12 protein-coding genes and 1 riboswitch are annotated in these 15864 nt (G+C 42.6%); of the genes, 2 read left to right on the top strand and 10 right to left on the bottom strand.

Annotation, left to right across the window (positions count from 1 at the left end; translation table 11 throughout):
- Positions 1-45: 45 nt before the first annotated feature.
- The 10 genes from AC13CC_RS05155 to metK form a co-directional block, all read right to left on the bottom strand.
- Positions 46-1293, bottom strand: coding sequence for a sulfate adenylyltransferase subunit 1 (locus AC13CC_RS05155; RefSeq protein ID WP_326278360.1), 1248 nt, complete (start codon positions 1291-1293; stop codon positions 46-48).
- A 51-nt stretch (positions 1294-1344) separates the two neighbouring features.
- Positions 1345-2244 (bottom strand): sulfate adenylyltransferase subunit CysD, encoded by a 900-nt coding sequence (gene cysD, locus AC13CC_RS05150; protein ID WP_326278379.1) that lies wholly within the window; start codon positions 2242-2244, stop codon positions 1345-1347.
- A 103-nt stretch (positions 2245-2347) separates the two neighbouring features.
- A complete protein-coding gene (locus tag AC13CC_RS05145) occupies positions 2348-2971 on the bottom strand; it encodes a phosphoadenosine phosphosulfate reductase domain-containing protein (RefSeq protein ID WP_482876616.1) in 624 nt (207 codons plus the stop codon).
- 11 nt (positions 2972-2982) lie between these two features.
- Positions 2983-3246, bottom strand: coding sequence for a DUF2061 domain-containing protein (locus AC13CC_RS05140; protein WP_326278363.1), 264 nt, complete (start codon positions 3244-3246; stop codon positions 2983-2985).
- A gap of 178 nt (positions 3247-3424) precedes the next feature.
- Positions 3425-3832, bottom strand: coding sequence for an RrF2 family transcriptional regulator (locus tag AC13CC_RS05135; protein ID WP_014033276.1), 408 nt, complete (start codon positions 3830-3832; stop codon positions 3425-3427).
- 55 nt (positions 3833-3887) lie between these two features.
- Positions 3888-5060, bottom strand: coding sequence for a trans-sulfuration enzyme family protein (locus tag AC13CC_RS05130; protein WP_326278365.1), 1173 nt, complete (start codon positions 5058-5060; stop codon positions 3888-3890).
- Positions 5057-8437, bottom strand: a complete 3381-nt coding sequence (thrA, locus tag AC13CC_RS05125; RefSeq protein WP_482876613.1) for a bifunctional aspartate kinase/homoserine dehydrogenase I — start codon at positions 8435-8437, stop codon at positions 5057-5059. Before thrA ends, AC13CC_RS05130 begins: the two co-directional genes overlap by 4 nt.
- A gap of 27 nt (positions 8438-8464) precedes the next feature.
- Positions 8465-9739 carry an O-acetylhomoserine aminocarboxypropyltransferase/cysteine synthase family protein gene (locus tag AC13CC_RS05120; RefSeq protein ID WP_482876611.1) on the bottom strand — a complete coding sequence of 425 codons (1275 nt, stop codon included), beginning with the start codon at positions 9737-9739 and terminating at the stop codon, positions 8465-8467.
- Positions 9740-9853: 114 nt separating this feature from the next.
- Positions 9854-9961, bottom strand: a riboswitch (SAM riboswitch).
- Positions 9962-10070: 109 nt separating this feature from the next.
- Positions 10071-12005: a CocE/NonD family hydrolase gene (locus tag AC13CC_RS05115; RefSeq protein ID WP_482876609.1), complete on the bottom strand. Its 1935-nt coding sequence runs from the start codon at positions 12003-12005 to the stop codon at positions 10071-10073.
- 102 nt (positions 12006-12107) lie between these two features.
- On the bottom strand, positions 12108-13361 hold the full coding sequence (gene metK, locus AC13CC_RS05110; RefSeq protein ID WP_482876607.1) for a methionine adenosyltransferase: 1254 nt from the start codon (positions 13359-13361) through the stop codon (positions 12108-12110).
- A gap of 325 nt (positions 13362-13686) precedes the next feature.
- On the opposite strand from metK, the gene AC13CC_RS05105 reads away from it, so the two are divergent.
- Together AC13CC_RS05105 and AC13CC_RS05100 are read left to right on the top strand one after the other, a co-directional pair.
- Positions 13687-14301, top strand: a complete 615-nt coding sequence (locus tag AC13CC_RS05105; protein WP_482876605.1) for a deoxynucleoside kinase — start codon at positions 13687-13689, stop codon at positions 14299-14301.
- A 14-nt stretch (positions 14302-14315) separates the two neighbouring features.
- On the top strand, positions 14316-15764 hold the full coding sequence (locus AC13CC_RS05100; protein WP_482876604.1) for a Kelch repeat-containing protein: 1449 nt from the start codon (positions 14316-14318) through the stop codon (positions 15762-15764).
- Positions 15765-15864: the final 100 nt, after the last annotated feature.

Here is a 15864-nt window from a genome sequence, read left to right as displayed (position 1 = left end):
AGTTATTTCGAAAAATCCCCCTTATCTTCCACTTAATGGAAGAAATTATTCAATAAATCCTACGCCTGCGGTGTTGTTTGTCCGACTATCGATAATGATAAAGGAACCATTTGTACGATGGTCCTTGAACCTATCATAAAAAATAGGCTTGTTCAATTTTAAGCGCACTTTGGCGATGTCGTTCATTTGAAGTGAAGTTACATTCTCTTCAATTCCTGAATAATCCGGATGGATTTTATGCTCAATGGCATCGACCTTGGCGAGTACTTTATTCACCCCATGCTGAAGCACATACTTTCCTCCCGGGGTAAAGTCGTCACTGTCCATCCAAGATACGGTAGCGGTCAATTGTTTGTCCACCGTGGGCAAATCACCGGCTTTTACCAACATATCCCCTCGACTTACATTCACCTCATCTTCCAAAGTAATGGTAACCGAGGATCGTCTTGGTGCTGTTTGGTATTCCTTATCATAAAAATAAATGGCCTTTATTTTGGATCGGGTCATGGATGGCAATACCACTACCTCGTCGCCTACGCTTAGCTCCCCACCATACACTTTCCCTGCGAATCCGCGAAAATCATGGAAGTCTTCGGTTTTTGGTCGAATTACATACTGTACTGGAAAACGAGGTGTTCCCGCATTGTAGATGTCTTTTTGATCAAGTTCTTCCAAGTGTTCCAATAAGGTTTGCCCTTGGTACCAAGGTGTATGCTCGGAACGGTTCACTACGTTATCACCTTTTAAGGCACTAACGGGTATGAAGGTTATATTTTGATCTTGGTAATCCCTTTTTCCCATCAATTCTGAAAAATCGGCCTTGATTTTGTTATAGGTTTCTTCCGAAAAATCCACCAAGTCCATTTTGTTGATGGCCACGATAACATCTTTCACCCGCAACAGGTTGTTGATGAAAAAGTGGCGGTGGGTCTGTTCGATCACTCCTTTTCGGGCATCGATCAAAATAATGGATGCCTGCGATGTGGAGGCTCCCGTAACCATGTTTCGAGTATACTCCACATGGCCTGGGGTATCGGCAATGATGTAACTTTTGGATGGGGTTGAAAAGTAGATATGGGCCACATCAATGGTGATTCCCTGCTCTCTTTCGGCTACCAATCCATCGGTTGCCAACGAAAAATCGAGATAATCGTATCCTTTTTGTTTACTGGTCCTTTCAATGGCCTCCAATTTATCGTCGGTCATTGATTTTGTATCGTACAGCAATCTTCCGATCAAGGTACTTTTACCGTCATCTACACTTCCTGCTGTTGCTATTTTTAATACTTCCAATGCTTTATCTTTTTAGATTTCCACCTTCGTGGAAATGACTTTTGTTTTTTTTTAGAAATAACCTTGTTGTTTCCTTTTTTCCATGGCGGCTTCGGAGCGTTTGTCATCAATCCGCGCACCTCTTTCCGAAATTCTGGAATCCCTGATTTCGGCCACTACCTTATCTATGGTATCGGCATGGGATTCAACCGCTGCGGTACAGCTCATATCCCCCACGGTTCTAAAGCGCACCATTCGTTCTTCCACTTGCTCATCGTCTGCCCTAAAAACCACATCATCTTCCGCGGACCAAATCAAGCCATCCCGTAGAAAGGTATTTCTTTTGTGTGCAAAATAGATGGATGGAATTTCTATGTTTTCTTTTTGGATATAGCTCCAAACATCCAATTCTGTCCAGTTACTTATGGGGAACACCCGCACATTTTGCCCTATTTCGATTTCACCGTTGAGCATATCGAACAATTCGGGGCGTTGGTTCTTTTCGTCCCATTGTCCAAAATCGTCACGCACTGAAAAAATACGCTCTTTGGCCCTTGCCTTTTCCTCATCTCTTCGAGCCCCTCCAATACAGGCGTCGAATTTAAATTCTTCGATGGCATCCAACAGGGTTGTGGTCTGCAACATATTCCTACTGGCATATTTACCGGTCTCTTCAACCACTTTTCCCTCATCAATGGAGTCCTGAACGTTGCGCACGATCAGTTCCACTCCCAGCTCTTCGACCAATCTGTCCCTAAACTCGATGGTTTCGGGGAAGTTGTGGCCTGTATCAATATGCATTAAGGGAAAAGGTATTTTGGCGGGCCAAAATGCTTTTTGGGCCAAACGTACCAATGTGATGGAATCTTTTCCTCCGGAAAACAACAGTACAGGTTTTTCAAACTGTGCCGCTACTTCGCGCATAATATAAATTGCCTCATGTTCCAGAGCATTTGCGTTTGGCCTTTCCAAGCCGTTCAAGGTCTCTGGTCTATTTATTTCTTCTGTAAGTGTACTCAAAGTTCAATTTTGTTTTTACCTCTCGCTTATGCTCAAGGGGACAATTACTATTTTATTAGGTATGCAAACCACATTCGCGGTTGGCCAATACTTTGGTCGGATCAAAATATTTGTGCTCGTTCGGCAATCCCTGTGCTTTTAAATAAGCATCCAATTGGGTGTCGCTCCAATGGTAAAACGGGCTCACTTTAAGTACGCCGTCTTTGCTCAAACTCAAAACATCCAAGGAATCTCTGTGCGCGGTCTGCCCTTTGCGCAGGTTGGTGAACCAAACATCTGGTTTGTGCTCGGCCATTGCCCTACGGAAAGGCTCCAACTTCACCTGCTCGGTAAACTTTTTGTGCAGGGGGTCATCTATTTGTGGAATCCCCATAACTGCATCGCGATGGGAACTTGTCTGTTTTGGCACATATAATTTTATGTTGAGTCCCAATCTGGAAATCAACTCTTCGGCATGTTTATAGGTTTGGGGTGTATTATAGCCCGTATCGCACCAAATTACCGGAATGCTTTTGTCCACTTCGGTAACTGCATGCAGGATGGCCACCTCATAAGGTCTAAAATTAGTGGTGACCACGGATTTTTTACCGTGACCTATTGCCCATGATATGATTTCCTCTGGCGGAATGCCCTTAAACTGGCGGTTCAAATTATGTATTTCTTCTTGCGTCAATGCCATTGCCATTAGTTTTATTTACCCCATTTGATGGAGTTCCATATTCTCTCGTGAAAAAAATAAAGCACCATTTTGGTGACCAGTTCCACCAATCCAATTGAAAAAGCCATACTTAAGGTCCCTGTTACAACCCAAGATATCAATATAGTATCCAGGGTGCCCACAATTCTCCAACTTATGGATTTTACGATACTTCTTTTAGGGCTTTCCGAAGTGCTGTCCTTTGTATAAGTACTTTGCTCCTTATTACGTTTTATTATCAATTGATCAGTAATCATTTTATCAACTTTAATTACCCTATCGGATTAGTAGGGATTTCAAAAGTAAAATTATTTTTTGGAAGTAAAAGTAAAATCAACCATAAATTTACTTTTAACCTATAGTTTTAGTAGATTATCTAAAAAAAGCACTATAATTTGACAAATCAAATTGGATAAATACTGTTTTTTGAGGCTTTTACAGCAAATCGGCAAGCGTATTGTTGCGGTACACATCTAAGGCACTGTCTCTTACTTGAAGCATTAATTTATGAACGGAGCATTCCACCTCATCCGGACAGTCATCACATTTTTCGTAGAAATTTAAGCTCACACAGGGAACCATTGCAATTGGTCCTTCCAAAACCCGCATTACGGTGGTCATGAGTATGTCTTCTGGATCCTTAATTAGATAGTATCCCCCACCCTTACCTTTTTTGGAGCCCAAAAGTCCATTTCTGCGGAGCGTGAGCAAAATACTTTCCAAAAACTTTTGGGAAATATTCTCTTGCTTGGCTATTTCGGCGATTTGAACAGGTTCCCGTCCCTCGACTTTTGCAAGATAGGTAAGTGCTTTGAGTCCGTATTTTGTCTTCTTGGAGAGCATCGCACGAATATAGGGAAAATTAACAATCTACCTCTAAAACCGATTTTCGGAAGGGTTATCCTAAAGCCTGCTCAATGTCAGCAATAATATCATCGATATGCTCTAGGCCCACGGAGACCCGAACCATTCCATCGGAGATTCCCACGGCCTCACGTTCTTCTGTGGAGAGCTTACTGTGGGTGGTAGATGCGGGGTGGGTAACAATGCTTCGGGCATCACCCAAATTGGCAGATAAGGATAATAGTTCAATACCATTAAAGAATTCCCTGCCTGCGTCCAGACCTCCTTTCACCTCAAAAGCAACAACACAACCACCAGCTTTCATTTGTTTTTTGGCGATTTCATGTTTTGGATGGGATTTTAAAAATGGATATTTCACCCATTCAATTTGATTATGATCTTCCAAATAGGTGGCCAGTTTCAAGGCGTTTTCACAATGCCTATCTACCCGGACAGCCAAGGTTTCCAAACTGCGGGACAATACCCACGCGTTGAACGGTGACAATGCAGGGCCAGTGATACGGGAAAAACGATATACTTTATCCATCAACTCGCCGCTACCTACGGTGATTCCTGCCAGTACCCTTCCTTGACCGTCCATTAACTTGGTTCCGGAGTGAATCACTAAATCGGCACCAAATTTTATAGGTTGTTGTAAGTATGGGGTCGCAAAGCAGTTGTCGATAATAAATATGAGCCCGTGTTTTTTGGCAATCTTGGCCAACTCTTCCAAATCCAACACATCTACCCCCGGGTTGGTAGGTGTTTCAGCATAAAGAATCTTGGTATTGGGTTTGATCAATCCCTCAATCTCCGATAAATCATTGGCATCAAAATAACTGGTGCCAACATTCCACTTTGGAAAAAACTGAGTGAACAGGGTATGTGTGGAACCAAAAATACTCTTGGATGATATTACATGATCACCGGCATCCAGCAAGGCCGCCAAGGTGGAAAAAACTGCCGACATGCCCGAAGCATAGGCAAAACCACTCTCGGCACCTTCCATCTTGCATACTTTTTCGATGAGTTCGTTCGAATTTGGGTTGGAATATCTGGAATAAATATTCCGGGCCTTTTCCTCCGCAAAGGATGCGCGCATATCTTCCGCATCCTCAAAAACAAAGCTCGATGTCATGTAAATTGGACTGGAATGTTCCAAATTTTGACTGCGCTCCATTTGCGTTCTTATCGCTTCCGTTTCGAATTGCTTGCCTTTATTGCTCATATCTTCTCTGCTATTCTTAATATGTCACCAAATACGCCTCTTGCCGTTACGGCCGCTCCAGCTCCAGCTCCTTGAATCACCAAGGGGTGTTCCCCATAGGACTCCGTATAAATCTCAATAATGGAATCGGAACCTTTTACCTGCCCCAAGGCACTTTCTTTGGGTGCGGAAATCAATTTTACCTCCAAAACACCCTTATCTTGTTGCAAATCGCCATGTAAATCACCTACATAGCGCAACACATGTCCTTGGTCTTGGCTCTCTTTAATTTTCTTGTACATATTATCCATCTCCCCGATGCGTTCCATGAATTTTTCAAAATCCAAGGTTTGGAGCTCTTCGGGAATCAGGTTTTGCACATCAATATCGGAAAACTCATTTTGAAGATCTAGCTCCCTGGCCAGAATCAACAGCTTCCGTCCTACATCGTTCCCGGACAAATCTTCCCTTGGGTCGGGTTCGGTGAACCCACTTTCCATAGCTTCCCTTACAATTTCCGAAAAGGAAACATCTTTCTCCGAAAAAGTATTGAAAATATAACTCAACGACCCAGAGAACACCCCTTTGATCCGCGTAATGTTCTCTCCGGAAAGGTGTAACAATTTAATGGTATCAATTAGGGGCAATCCTGCCCCTACATTGGTCTCGTAGAGATATTGTTTTTGATTTTTATCCAAACACTTCCTAATGGATTTATATTTCTCAAAACCCAGCGTATTTGCTATTTTGTTTGATGAAACCAAATCGAAGCCGTGTGCTATTAAGGGTTCGTACTGCTCCACAAACGTTTTGCTCGCCGTATTGTCAACCGCTATCAGGTTCTCTAAATGATGCTGTTTGGCAAAGGCCATTATATCACCAATCTGATAGGGTTGCCCCTCTTTTTCCAAACGTTCTTTCCAATCGGCACCAACCCCTGAAGCATCCAAAAGCACTTTTTTGGAATTTGCTACGGCAAACACTTTTAAGTCAATGCTTTTTCTTTCCTCAATACTGTTTTTGGAATCCAAAATCTGACTGATCAGCGTGCCCCCTACATTGCCATGTCCAAACAATGCCAGATTGATTTTCTTGGCAATCCCGAAGATTTGCCCATGAATCACATTGATGGCCTTGTTCAAATCGGATTTCCTCACCACCATACTCACATTCTTCCCGGTAACCGTATTGTTGAAAAGCAAGGGCGTGATTTGGTTTTTGGCCAATGCATTGAACGGCTTGTGGAAGCTGCTCAAATCCATCCCAACAATGGAGATGACGGAGACATCCTTCACCACCGAAATCTGGTTGATGTCCTGGGAAGAATAATCCGTCTCGAATTCTTGGTCCAGCACTTTTTTGGCCTTATCGGCTTTGGATTCGTCCACAACAAGGCCAATGCCCCGTTCCGATGACCCTTGGGAAACAATCCCGACACTGATGCCATTTTGGCCCAAGGCTCTAAAAATCCGCATGTCCACACCCACTTTTCCGAGCAGTCCCCTCCCCTCTAAATTGATAAGGGCCATGTTATCGAGCACCGAAAGGGATTTAATTCCACCATTGTCGGTTTTCGGCCCGATCAAGGTTCCTTCGTTGTCATCGTTGAAGGTATTGCAGATACGCAGCGGAATATTTTTCTCGATCAATGGAATTATGGTTTTCGCATGGAGAATGTTTGCCCCGAAATTAGCAAGTTCATTGGCTTCACCATAGGATATCACATCAATCAACTTGGCATCTTGTACCAAATCTGGATTGGCGGTAAAAATACCGTCCACGTGGGTGTAGTTGATCAGTTCGCCCGCGTCCAAAAAGTTGGCCAACAAGGCTGCTGAGTAATTGGTCCCATTTCTTCCCAAAGTAGTGGTCGCCCCTTCTTTGTTGGAAGCGATAAAACCGGTGACAACAGGAATGGTACCCGCTTTCAGGTTGTGGAAATATCGAATCACGTTTTCTTTGGAAAGTCCCTCATCTACCTCCGCATTGCTAAAACTATCATCGGTTTTGATGAGTTTACGGGAATCCAACAGCTCTGCTTTGATTCCCTTTGCGTTCAAAGCGGCAGTCACATATTTCCCCGATATCAGTTCGCCGAAGGACAATACTTCATCCTTGGTTTTTAGACTGTAATCACCTGTTAGTGAAACCCCGTTCAATATTTTTTCGATGGCGGCCAGCTCCCGATCAATATCGAGACCATCAAAATTATTTTTCTGATAGTCGGCAAACTTTTTTAGATCTGTCTGAAAATCGACTCCCTTGGCTGCCTTTTCGAGCAAGTTTTCCAATTGGTCCGTGGCCTTTCCACGAGCGGAAACCACGACGGCAAAGTGTTCCTTCTCTTCAAATCTTTGAGTGATAATTTTCAATACGCGCTGAATACCTTCACCGTTGGCCAAGGATTTTCCACCAAACTTTAAAATTTTGATGCGTTCCGTATTTTTCCGAAAAACGGTTTCCAACAATTTTTCCAATTGCCCAAACTCCATCAAAAAGGCATCGTGACCATGTACCGATTGCACTTCACCATAGGTGACATTGGTGTTGGCTTGGGCCAATCTTTTGAAAGTCTCCTTGTTCTCCTCAGCCGTAAAGAACAAATCGGAATTGACCCCGATGATATGGATTTTGGTATCACTTTCCTGCAATGCCCTGAAAGCCCCTTCCCCATTACGGGTAATGTCGATGGACTTTAGCAATTGATTCATCAACTTATAGGCGGACAACTGAAAACGCTCCTGCAATTTTTTACCGTGGTGCATCAACCAAGATTCCACATTAAAAACCTGTAGCTCTTCGTTGGTACTTCTTTTGAATCGCTCTTTGAAAGATTCTGGAGTGCGGTAGCACAACATCGCATGCATACGGGCATCGTGCACGGGCTGTTTGGAATTCACCAAAAACTGCTCTTGAATCTGACAGTTGGCAATCAACCAATCCGTGGATTTCCAATCGGATGCCACGGGAATTAAGTGTTCCGTAATATTTGGGTTGATGGCTGTCATTTCCCAAGCAATTCCACCTCCCAATGAACCACCGATAATGGCGAACAATTTATCGATTTTCAATTGCTCCAATCCCCAGAGAAACATTCCGGCAATATCCCCGGCCACAAAATCCTTGTAGTTTTCGATAATAAAACCATCGAAACCATTTCCTGGGATATTGAATGCCAAAATGGTGTACTTCTCCGTATCGATACATTTGCCATCCCCTATCAAATCGGACCACCACCCATCTTTGCCTGCTACGTTGGAATTACCGGTGAGCGCGTGGTTTACCAAGATTATGGGTGCCGAATGCAAGGGTTTCCCAAATATCTGATAGGATAACCCAATATCCTGCTCGATGCCACTCAGCGTTTTAAAATTTTCTATTTTCAGATAATTCAACATAGCTATTCCATCACATTATTAACTCGATTAAATACTTGCAAAGGCATTTTTTAAATCTGCCTTTAGATCGGACAAATCTTCCAAGCCTACGGACAATCGGATCAAATCTTGGGTTACCCCTGCGGACTCTTGATCTTCTGCGCCCAACTGTTGGTGCGTTGTACTTGCAGGGTGGATAATCAAGGATTTTGTATCGCCAATATTGGCCAACAACGAAAATAGTTTGGTCTGGTCCGCAATTTTCTTGGCGGCCTCATATCCTCCCCTAACACCAAAGGTAACAATACCACTTTGTCCATTGGGCAAGTACTCATCCGCCAAGGCTTTATAGGTATTGGAATCCAACCCTGGATAGTTTACCCACTCAACTTCCTCCCTGGTTTCCAGCCATTGTGCCAATGCCAGAGCATTCTCACTGTGTTTTTTCATGCGAATTTCCAAGGTTTCCAATCCTTGAATAATCTGAAAGGCATTAAAAGGGCTCAAGCATGCCCCGTGATCCCGTAATCCTTCCACCCGAACCTTGGCAATATATGCTGCCGGTCCAAGTGCATCGTGATAGACCAATCCGTGATATCCTGGAGAAGGTTCAGTGAATTCCGGGAACTTACCATTGGCCCAATCAAAATTACCTGCGTCGATTATAACGCCGCCCAGAGCCGTCCCGTTGCCATTAATGTATTTGGTAAGGGAATGAATGACGATATTGGCCCCGTGTTCAATTGGGTTCAATAGTGCTGGTGAAGCAACGGTATTATCCACAATAAATGGCACTTGTGCCGCTTTAGCTTCTTTGGAAATTGCTTTTAAATCCAGTACATCCAACTTTGGATTGCCCAAGGATTCCACAAAAAAAGCCCTGGTATTCTCTTTTACGGCTTTACCAAAATTGGATGGATCCGATGGGTCTACAAATGTTGTGGTGATGCCCAAACGGGGCAGGGTAACGCTAAATAGGTTATAGGTACCACCATACAAGCTGTTGGAAGCTACGATATGGTCCCCGGCTTTGAGCAAGACCAGCAATGCGGTGTTTATCGCTCCAGTTCCCGAAGCTGTGACCACTGAGGCAATTCCGCCTTCCAAAGCGGCAAGTCGCTGCTCCAGAATATCGTTTGTCGGGTTATTGATCCTTGTGTAAATATTTCCAAACTCTGCCAAGGAAAAAAGATTGGCCGCATTATCGGAATCGTTGAACACATAGGCTGAACTCTGATAAATGGGCACCGCTCTTGTTCCTCCGTTTGCTGTTACATCGTGTCCTGCATGCAGGGCATTGGTAGAAAATTTCTGATCGCTCATGACTTTGCTTTTTTTTAATTGTTAAAACGAAACATTAAAAAGTCAAACCCTTAGCCCGTGGGCGTAAGAAAAATCAAAAAGTTATAAGAAAATGAAATCGAAAATGGTCGATTGTCGTTATCTATACCCAACCGGGATAGAATGTAGCACCTTCTCGGCACTGGGGGCCAAGGGTTGCTAAGGCTTCAAAGGGTCTACTCCCTCCACCTTTCTTGATAACTAATCAATACTTGTTTGAACTTCGAACGACAAATATACTGATGGAAAATTTGATTTTCCTAATCTTTTGGAGAAATTTTACCAAATGAGCCTGTCCACGAACCTCTAATATTTATTTCAACACCGTAAACTCAATATTGGAATCGGTAAAAACAGTGTGCGTCTGTGTTTTGAAATCGGATTCGTCCGCTTTAAAGATATTCTCCACATAAGTCTGCGGGTTTAGGTCAATAAGCGGGAACCAAGTGCTTTGCACCTGAATCTGTAATTTGTGCCCCTTTTTAATAGTATGGAACACATCCTGAAGCTTGATGTTCACATCGGTTTTTTTATTTGGCGTGAACGGTTCCGGGTCGGAAAAACTGTTCCTGAAACGACCGCGGAGCACCTCGCTCCTCACCATTAAATGGTAATTGCTCATTTTAAGGTGGTCTTGCATTTCCTCATTGGTCTCGGCATCCGCCGGGTGCACATCGATTACTTTAACAATCCAATCGGCTGCCGTGCCCGTGGTTGCCACTTTTAGTTTAGCCAGGATATCTCCTGCCAAAGTCAGGTCTTCCTCCATCACATCGGTTTCAAACACCAAAACATCGGAACGGCGAGCGGCGAAACGCTGGTCGTCCGTCATGTATTTTCTTGGAGTGAAAACGGTCTTCACATCTTCGGAATAGGGAACAGGTTTCTTCACATTGCTGATAAACTGAATTCCCGTAGTTCCCTTCCGCTCGGAAGTGAGTTCTTGATCTTCGGACAAGTACATGGTTTGTTTGGTGGCATTCTCCGGTGGCCATGCATCATACTTTTTCCACTCTTTTCTACCGGTATCAAACACATAGGCTTCGGGCAAGCCTGAATCCATATCGCCTCCCCCTTTTAGGAAGTGGTTGAAGAACTTCGTCTCAATTTCTTTTTGAAAAAACAAGGAAATGGAATCACCGAAATAGTAGTTTCCCACCGTGTTTCGTTGCTTTGTCCTAGCCCAAGCTCCATGGTCCCAAGGTCCAAAAACCATGGTATTATAGTTGCCCTCGTTATATTTTTCAATGTTTTTATAGGTTTCCAAAGGCCCATAAAGGTCTTCGGCATCAAACCAACCTCCCACTACCATCGTGGCCACACTGCTCTTCACATTTTTCAAATGTTGGATAAGTCCCCTACTTTGCCACATGGCATCATAATTCGGGTGTTCCTTCAACTCGTTCCAAAAGAAATCATCCGTAACACCTTCGGGACGCATTGTAGGGGTGTCGGCTGTTTCATATTCAAAAAAGTAATCCAAGTTTTTGAGCGGCCCCGCATCCAAAAAGAACTGGTACTGATCTTCTGTTGGAAGTTCTGGCAAGGTATACCAAGCTGTATCAATGGGCTGGTCACCATTGGGACGCGGTGTTCCAAACAAGGAAGTTGCCCTGAAATAACTCAACAAATAAGCACCATTGTGGTGAAAGTCATCAAAAAAGAAGTCCCCTATACTTGCCTGTGGCGAAGCGGCTTTCAATGCTGGATGCGCATCCACGGTGGCATAAGTAGCATAAAATCCGGGATACGATATTCCCCAAACACCCACATTGCCATTGTTGTTTTCCACATTGTTCACCAACCATTCAATGGTGTCGTAGGTATCCGAACTTTCGTCCACTTGGCCATCGGAGGTTTTATTGGGAATATAAGCTCTCATATTTTCGTAATGCCCCTCGCTGAGCCATCTTCCCCTAACATCTTGGTAAACGATGATGTTCCCTTCTTTCATCAAGTGCTCGTTGGGACCAATTTTGGTCCTAAAATTACCCTCCCCATATGGTCTGGAACTATACGGAGTGCGCTGCATGATGATGGGGTACGCTTTGGAGGTATCCTTCGGGGAATAAATGGTGGTATGCAGTTTTACCCCGTCCCGCATTTCAATGTCCACTTCTTTTTTGGTGTAATTGTCGGCGACATAGGTGTCGACCGCTTTTGTTTCGGTCTTGGTTGTTTTTTTACAACTGACGGTCACCGTCAACATTAAAATACTTAGAAACAGGATGCTAACTGAACTTCTCATTTTTATTTTTTTGATATGCTAAAACTACTAAAGTTCGCTGGAGTATACCAATAAAAAAAGGAGCCTCATTGAAGCTCCTTTATATGTATTTGTACTGATGGTTTACAGACCAAAGCTTTCTTTCACCTTGTCCACCATATCCAATTTTTCCCAAGTAAACAGCTCCACTTCCTTTTCGATTCTTCCATTGTAGGGAGATTCAAAAACCTTGGTCACGGTTTTGGGCGCTTTCCCCAAATGGCCATAAGCAGCGGTTTCCAAATAAATGGGATTCCGAAGTTTTAAACGCTCTTCAATGGCAAACGGTCGCATATCGAACAGTTCGGATGCTTTTTGGGCAATTTCACCATCCGTCATATCCACATGGGAAGAGTTATAGGTATCCACAAAAATGGATGTGGGTTCCACTACGCCAATGGCATAGCTTACCTGCACCAAAATCTCGCCTGCAACACCCGCGGCGACCAAATTTTTGGCCATGTGCCGGGCAGCGTAGGCCGCACTTCGGTCCACCTTGCTCGGGTCCTTTCCGCTAAAAGCACCACCTCCGTGGGCTCCTTTACCGCCGTAGGTATCCACAACAATTTTTCTTCCGGTAAGGCCAGCATCACCGTGTGGCCCTCCGATCACGAACTTTCCTGTTGGGTTGATGTGGTATTTAATGTCCTCCGTGAACAATTTTTGGATGCTCTCAGGCAATAATTTTTTTACTTCAGGAATCAAGATGTTGATAATATCATCCTTGATCTTGGCCAACATCGCTTCGTCCGAATCAAATTCATCATGCTGAGTGGAAACAACAATGGTATCTATCCGCTGTGGGACGTTGTCATCCGAATATTCAATCGTTACCTGGGCCTTGGCATCAGGACGTAGGTATGGAATGCGTGTTCCCTCTCTTCTTAAATTGGCCAACACCTCCAAAATCTTGTGCGAGATATCCAATGCCAAAGGCATGTAATTCCCAGTCTCCGTGGTAGCATAACCGAACATCATTCCTTGGTCGCCCGCTCCCTGCTCTTCCTTGGTGCCGCGATCCACTCCTTGGTTGATGTCCTGAGATTGCTCGTGGATCAATGAAATCACCCCACAAGAGTCCCCGCTAAATTTATATTCACCCTTGGTATAGCCGATTTTGTTGATAACCTCACGGGCTATACTTTGCAAATCCACATAGGTATGGCTCTTCACCTCGCCGGCCAAAACCACCTGACCCGTGGTCACCAAGGTTTCGCATGCCACTTTGCTCTCGGGGTCAAAGGCCAAAAAATTATCCAGCAATGCATCACTTATCTGATCCGCAATCTTATCTGGATGTCCCTCACTAACGGATTCTGATGTAAACAAATACGCCATTTCTCTTTTTTAAAATTGAAGATTCGACAAAAAAGTGCGAAGAAGTTCCAAACCCTTGGTGAAGAGATGCCAACGGGGTTGGCACGAACTGCTTTAGCATTTTTCGTGTACCCGATTAAAGATACCGAGGTTGCAATCAGTCAAATCTTTCCTCGTTTTCAAGCGCAAAAGTACGTATTTGGAACATATTATAAAACTTTGTTTGCAGCCAATGCAAGATCATCCATTTGAACCGGTTTTTTTTCTTCAAGCGGATATACTTTGTATATTGCGATGATTAAAAACTCCCTAATCCATAAACACCAACTTAAAACACTTACACCCCATGCATATTGCTGTAGCAGGAAATATTGGCGCTGGAAAAACCACTTTAACAAACTTACTTGCAAAACATTACAAATGGGAAGCCCATTTTGAGGATGTGGTGGACAATCCCTATTTGGATGATTTTTACAACCAGATGGAACGTTGGAGCTTTAACCTCCAGATTTACTTTTTGAACAGTAGATACCGTCAAATTTTAAAAATCAGGGAAAGCGGCAAGAGTGTGATCCAAGACCGGACCATTTACGAGGATGCCCACATTTTTGCACCCAACCTGCACGCCATGGGCTTGATGACCAATCGTGATTTCGAAAACTACAAAGGTCTTTTTGAGTTAATGGAGAGCTTGGTGCAACCCCCAGACCTTTTGATTTACTTGCGAAGCACCATCCCCAATTTGGTAAACCAGATTCACAAACGTGGTCGTGATTACGAAAATTCCATTTCCATTGATTACCTCAGCCGCTTGAACGAACGCTACGAAGCATGGGTAAACACTTACCAAAAAGGAAAGCTGCTCATTTTTGATGTGGACAATTTGGATTTTGTGGATAAACCAGAAGATTTAGGAGAAGTCATCAATCGTATTGACGGGGAGATACATGGATTGTTTTAGAATATGGTTTTAACATGAGACTTAAAAAAGCTTTTTTAGACTTTATAGTTTTATCCATCCTTTTTTGTTCGTTCATCAATAATGCTCAAGAATTAATTCTGAATGTAGATGCCAATCAGATAATCACTGGAATTGACACAGCTAAAAACCGCTATCTGGTTCTAGAAAACCACCAACGTCACTATTACCAAAAACATTTTGATTCAACAAGATGGGAAAAGGTAGTTCTAAAGAAAAACGAACTTCCTCCGACAAACGATTTCCCTTACAAATATATGCAAGCTAGAGGAAAAAACTATTTGGTACACAAAGGATGTGGTGAAGTTTATGTGCTATCAAATGATTCGATAATCCGTATTGACAATTCATTTCAACATAAAAATCAATACTTCGCCAGCACTTTTGTTTATAAAGATGACATTTATTTTTGGGGAGGTTATGGTTTGTTTACATACAAAAATATTTTAACCAAATTCAATTTCACTACCAAAGAATGGGATATTATAAAATACTCTGATTATAATACGGTACCCGAACCAAGAAAAATGGCCATGTCTTACTTAAGGGATGATGAACTTTTCATTATTGGCGGTGTGGCCGAAGACTATTCAACAACAAATGAAAATAGCAATAAGAATATTTTAAATGATATTTGGAAATTAAACCTTACTACAAAGAGTTGGCAACATGTTGGAGATATAAAAAATAAATCAATTCCAAAACTTATTCCTTTTCACCATGCTTATTTCAATATTAGAGACACTTTATTCTTTAATTCAAATCAACTATCGGGCTTGCATATCCCAGACAACAAAGTTTTCAGCTACTCAAATGACAAAAAAACAGCCAATGAAAAATACAATCCAAAACGAGGTCAAATCATCTATTCTTTAACAAGCTCAGATCAAAGCCAGCGCAGCACAATGGTTATTGTCGAAAAAATGGATTTATATAGAGGGAAAATCATGGCATCTTCCAATCTCTATAAAGACGAAAGTAATTGGGTTTTTATACTGGCAGGAGTCTTGGGTTTTATTGTGGTTTTCTTCTTGGGCAAACAAAAACTTTCCATTTTCCTGCTACGATATAAATCTGTAGTGCTATACAAGAACAAAAAAATTAGCTTCAAAGGAAAACAACTTCACACTCTAGACTCCCAAGAACTAAAACTATTGGCCTTCTTATTTGAGAACATAGACAATTCATTGAAAGTTAGTGAAATTACTGGTTTTTTGGGGCAAGATTATAGCCAAACACAGACATACGCCACCTTGGTTAAAAGAAAAGACACGCTTTTCAATTCATTGATATCCAAATTAGCTTTTATACTGGAAATAGATGATAGCGAAATTTTATTGACCACCAAAAGTAAAACCGACAAACGCATTAAGAAAGTTAGGCTTAACAGTAACTATTTCATCAATCTTGAGAACACGACTCCTCCTCTTTCACAATCGATTTAATCATCTTATCACACATTTCTCTTGTATTTAACGAGGTCTTTCTATTTGATTCCATATCTGATATACCAAATTCTCTAGCAACACTTTTGCTTTTAACTAA

This window comes from Flagellimonas sp. L-11 (genome assembly GCF_056857735.1).
The sequence above is the reverse complement of the archived record's forward strand: the minus strand, read 5'-3'. Positions and strand labels throughout refer to the sequence as shown.

Bases quoted from the DNA above. Each gene is read 5' to 3' on its own strand.
- AC13CC_RS05145 (WP_482876616.1), bottom strand. From the start codon at position 2,971: ATGGCATTGACGCAAGAAGAAATACATAATTTGAACCGCCAGTTTAAG.
- AC13CC_RS05115 (WP_482876609.1), bottom strand. From the start codon at position 12,005: ATGAGAAGTTCAGTTAGCATCCTGTTTCTAAGTATTTTAATGTTGACG.
- AC13CC_RS05135 (WP_014033276.1), bottom strand. From the start codon at position 3,832: ATGCTCTCCAAGAAGACAAAATACGGACTCAAAGCACTTACCTATCTT.
- thrA (WP_482876613.1), bottom strand. From the start codon at position 8,437: ATGTTGAATTATCTGAAAATAGAAAATTTTAAAACGCTGAGTGGCATC.
- AC13CC_RS05140 (WP_326278363.1), bottom strand. From the start codon at position 3,246: ATGATTACTGATCAATTGATAATAAAACGTAATAAGGAGCAAAGTACT.
- AC13CC_RS05105 (WP_482876605.1), top strand. From the start codon at position 13,687: ATGCATATTGCTGTAGCAGGAAATATTGGCGCTGGAAAAACCACTTTA.
- AC13CC_RS05100 (WP_482876604.1), top strand. From the start codon at position 14,316: ATGAGACTTAAAAAAGCTTTTTTAGACTTTATAGTTTTATCCATCCTT.
- AC13CC_RS05120 (WP_482876611.1), bottom strand. From the start codon at position 9,739: ATGAGCGATCAGAAATTTTCTACCAATGCCCTGCATGCAGGACACGAT.
- metK (WP_482876607.1), bottom strand. From the start codon at position 13,361: ATGGCGTATTTGTTTACATCAGAATCCGTTAGTGAGGGACATCCAGAT.
- AC13CC_RS05130 (WP_326278365.1), bottom strand. From the start codon at position 5,060: ATGAGCAATAAAGGCAAGCAATTCGAAACGGAAGCGATAAGAACGCAA.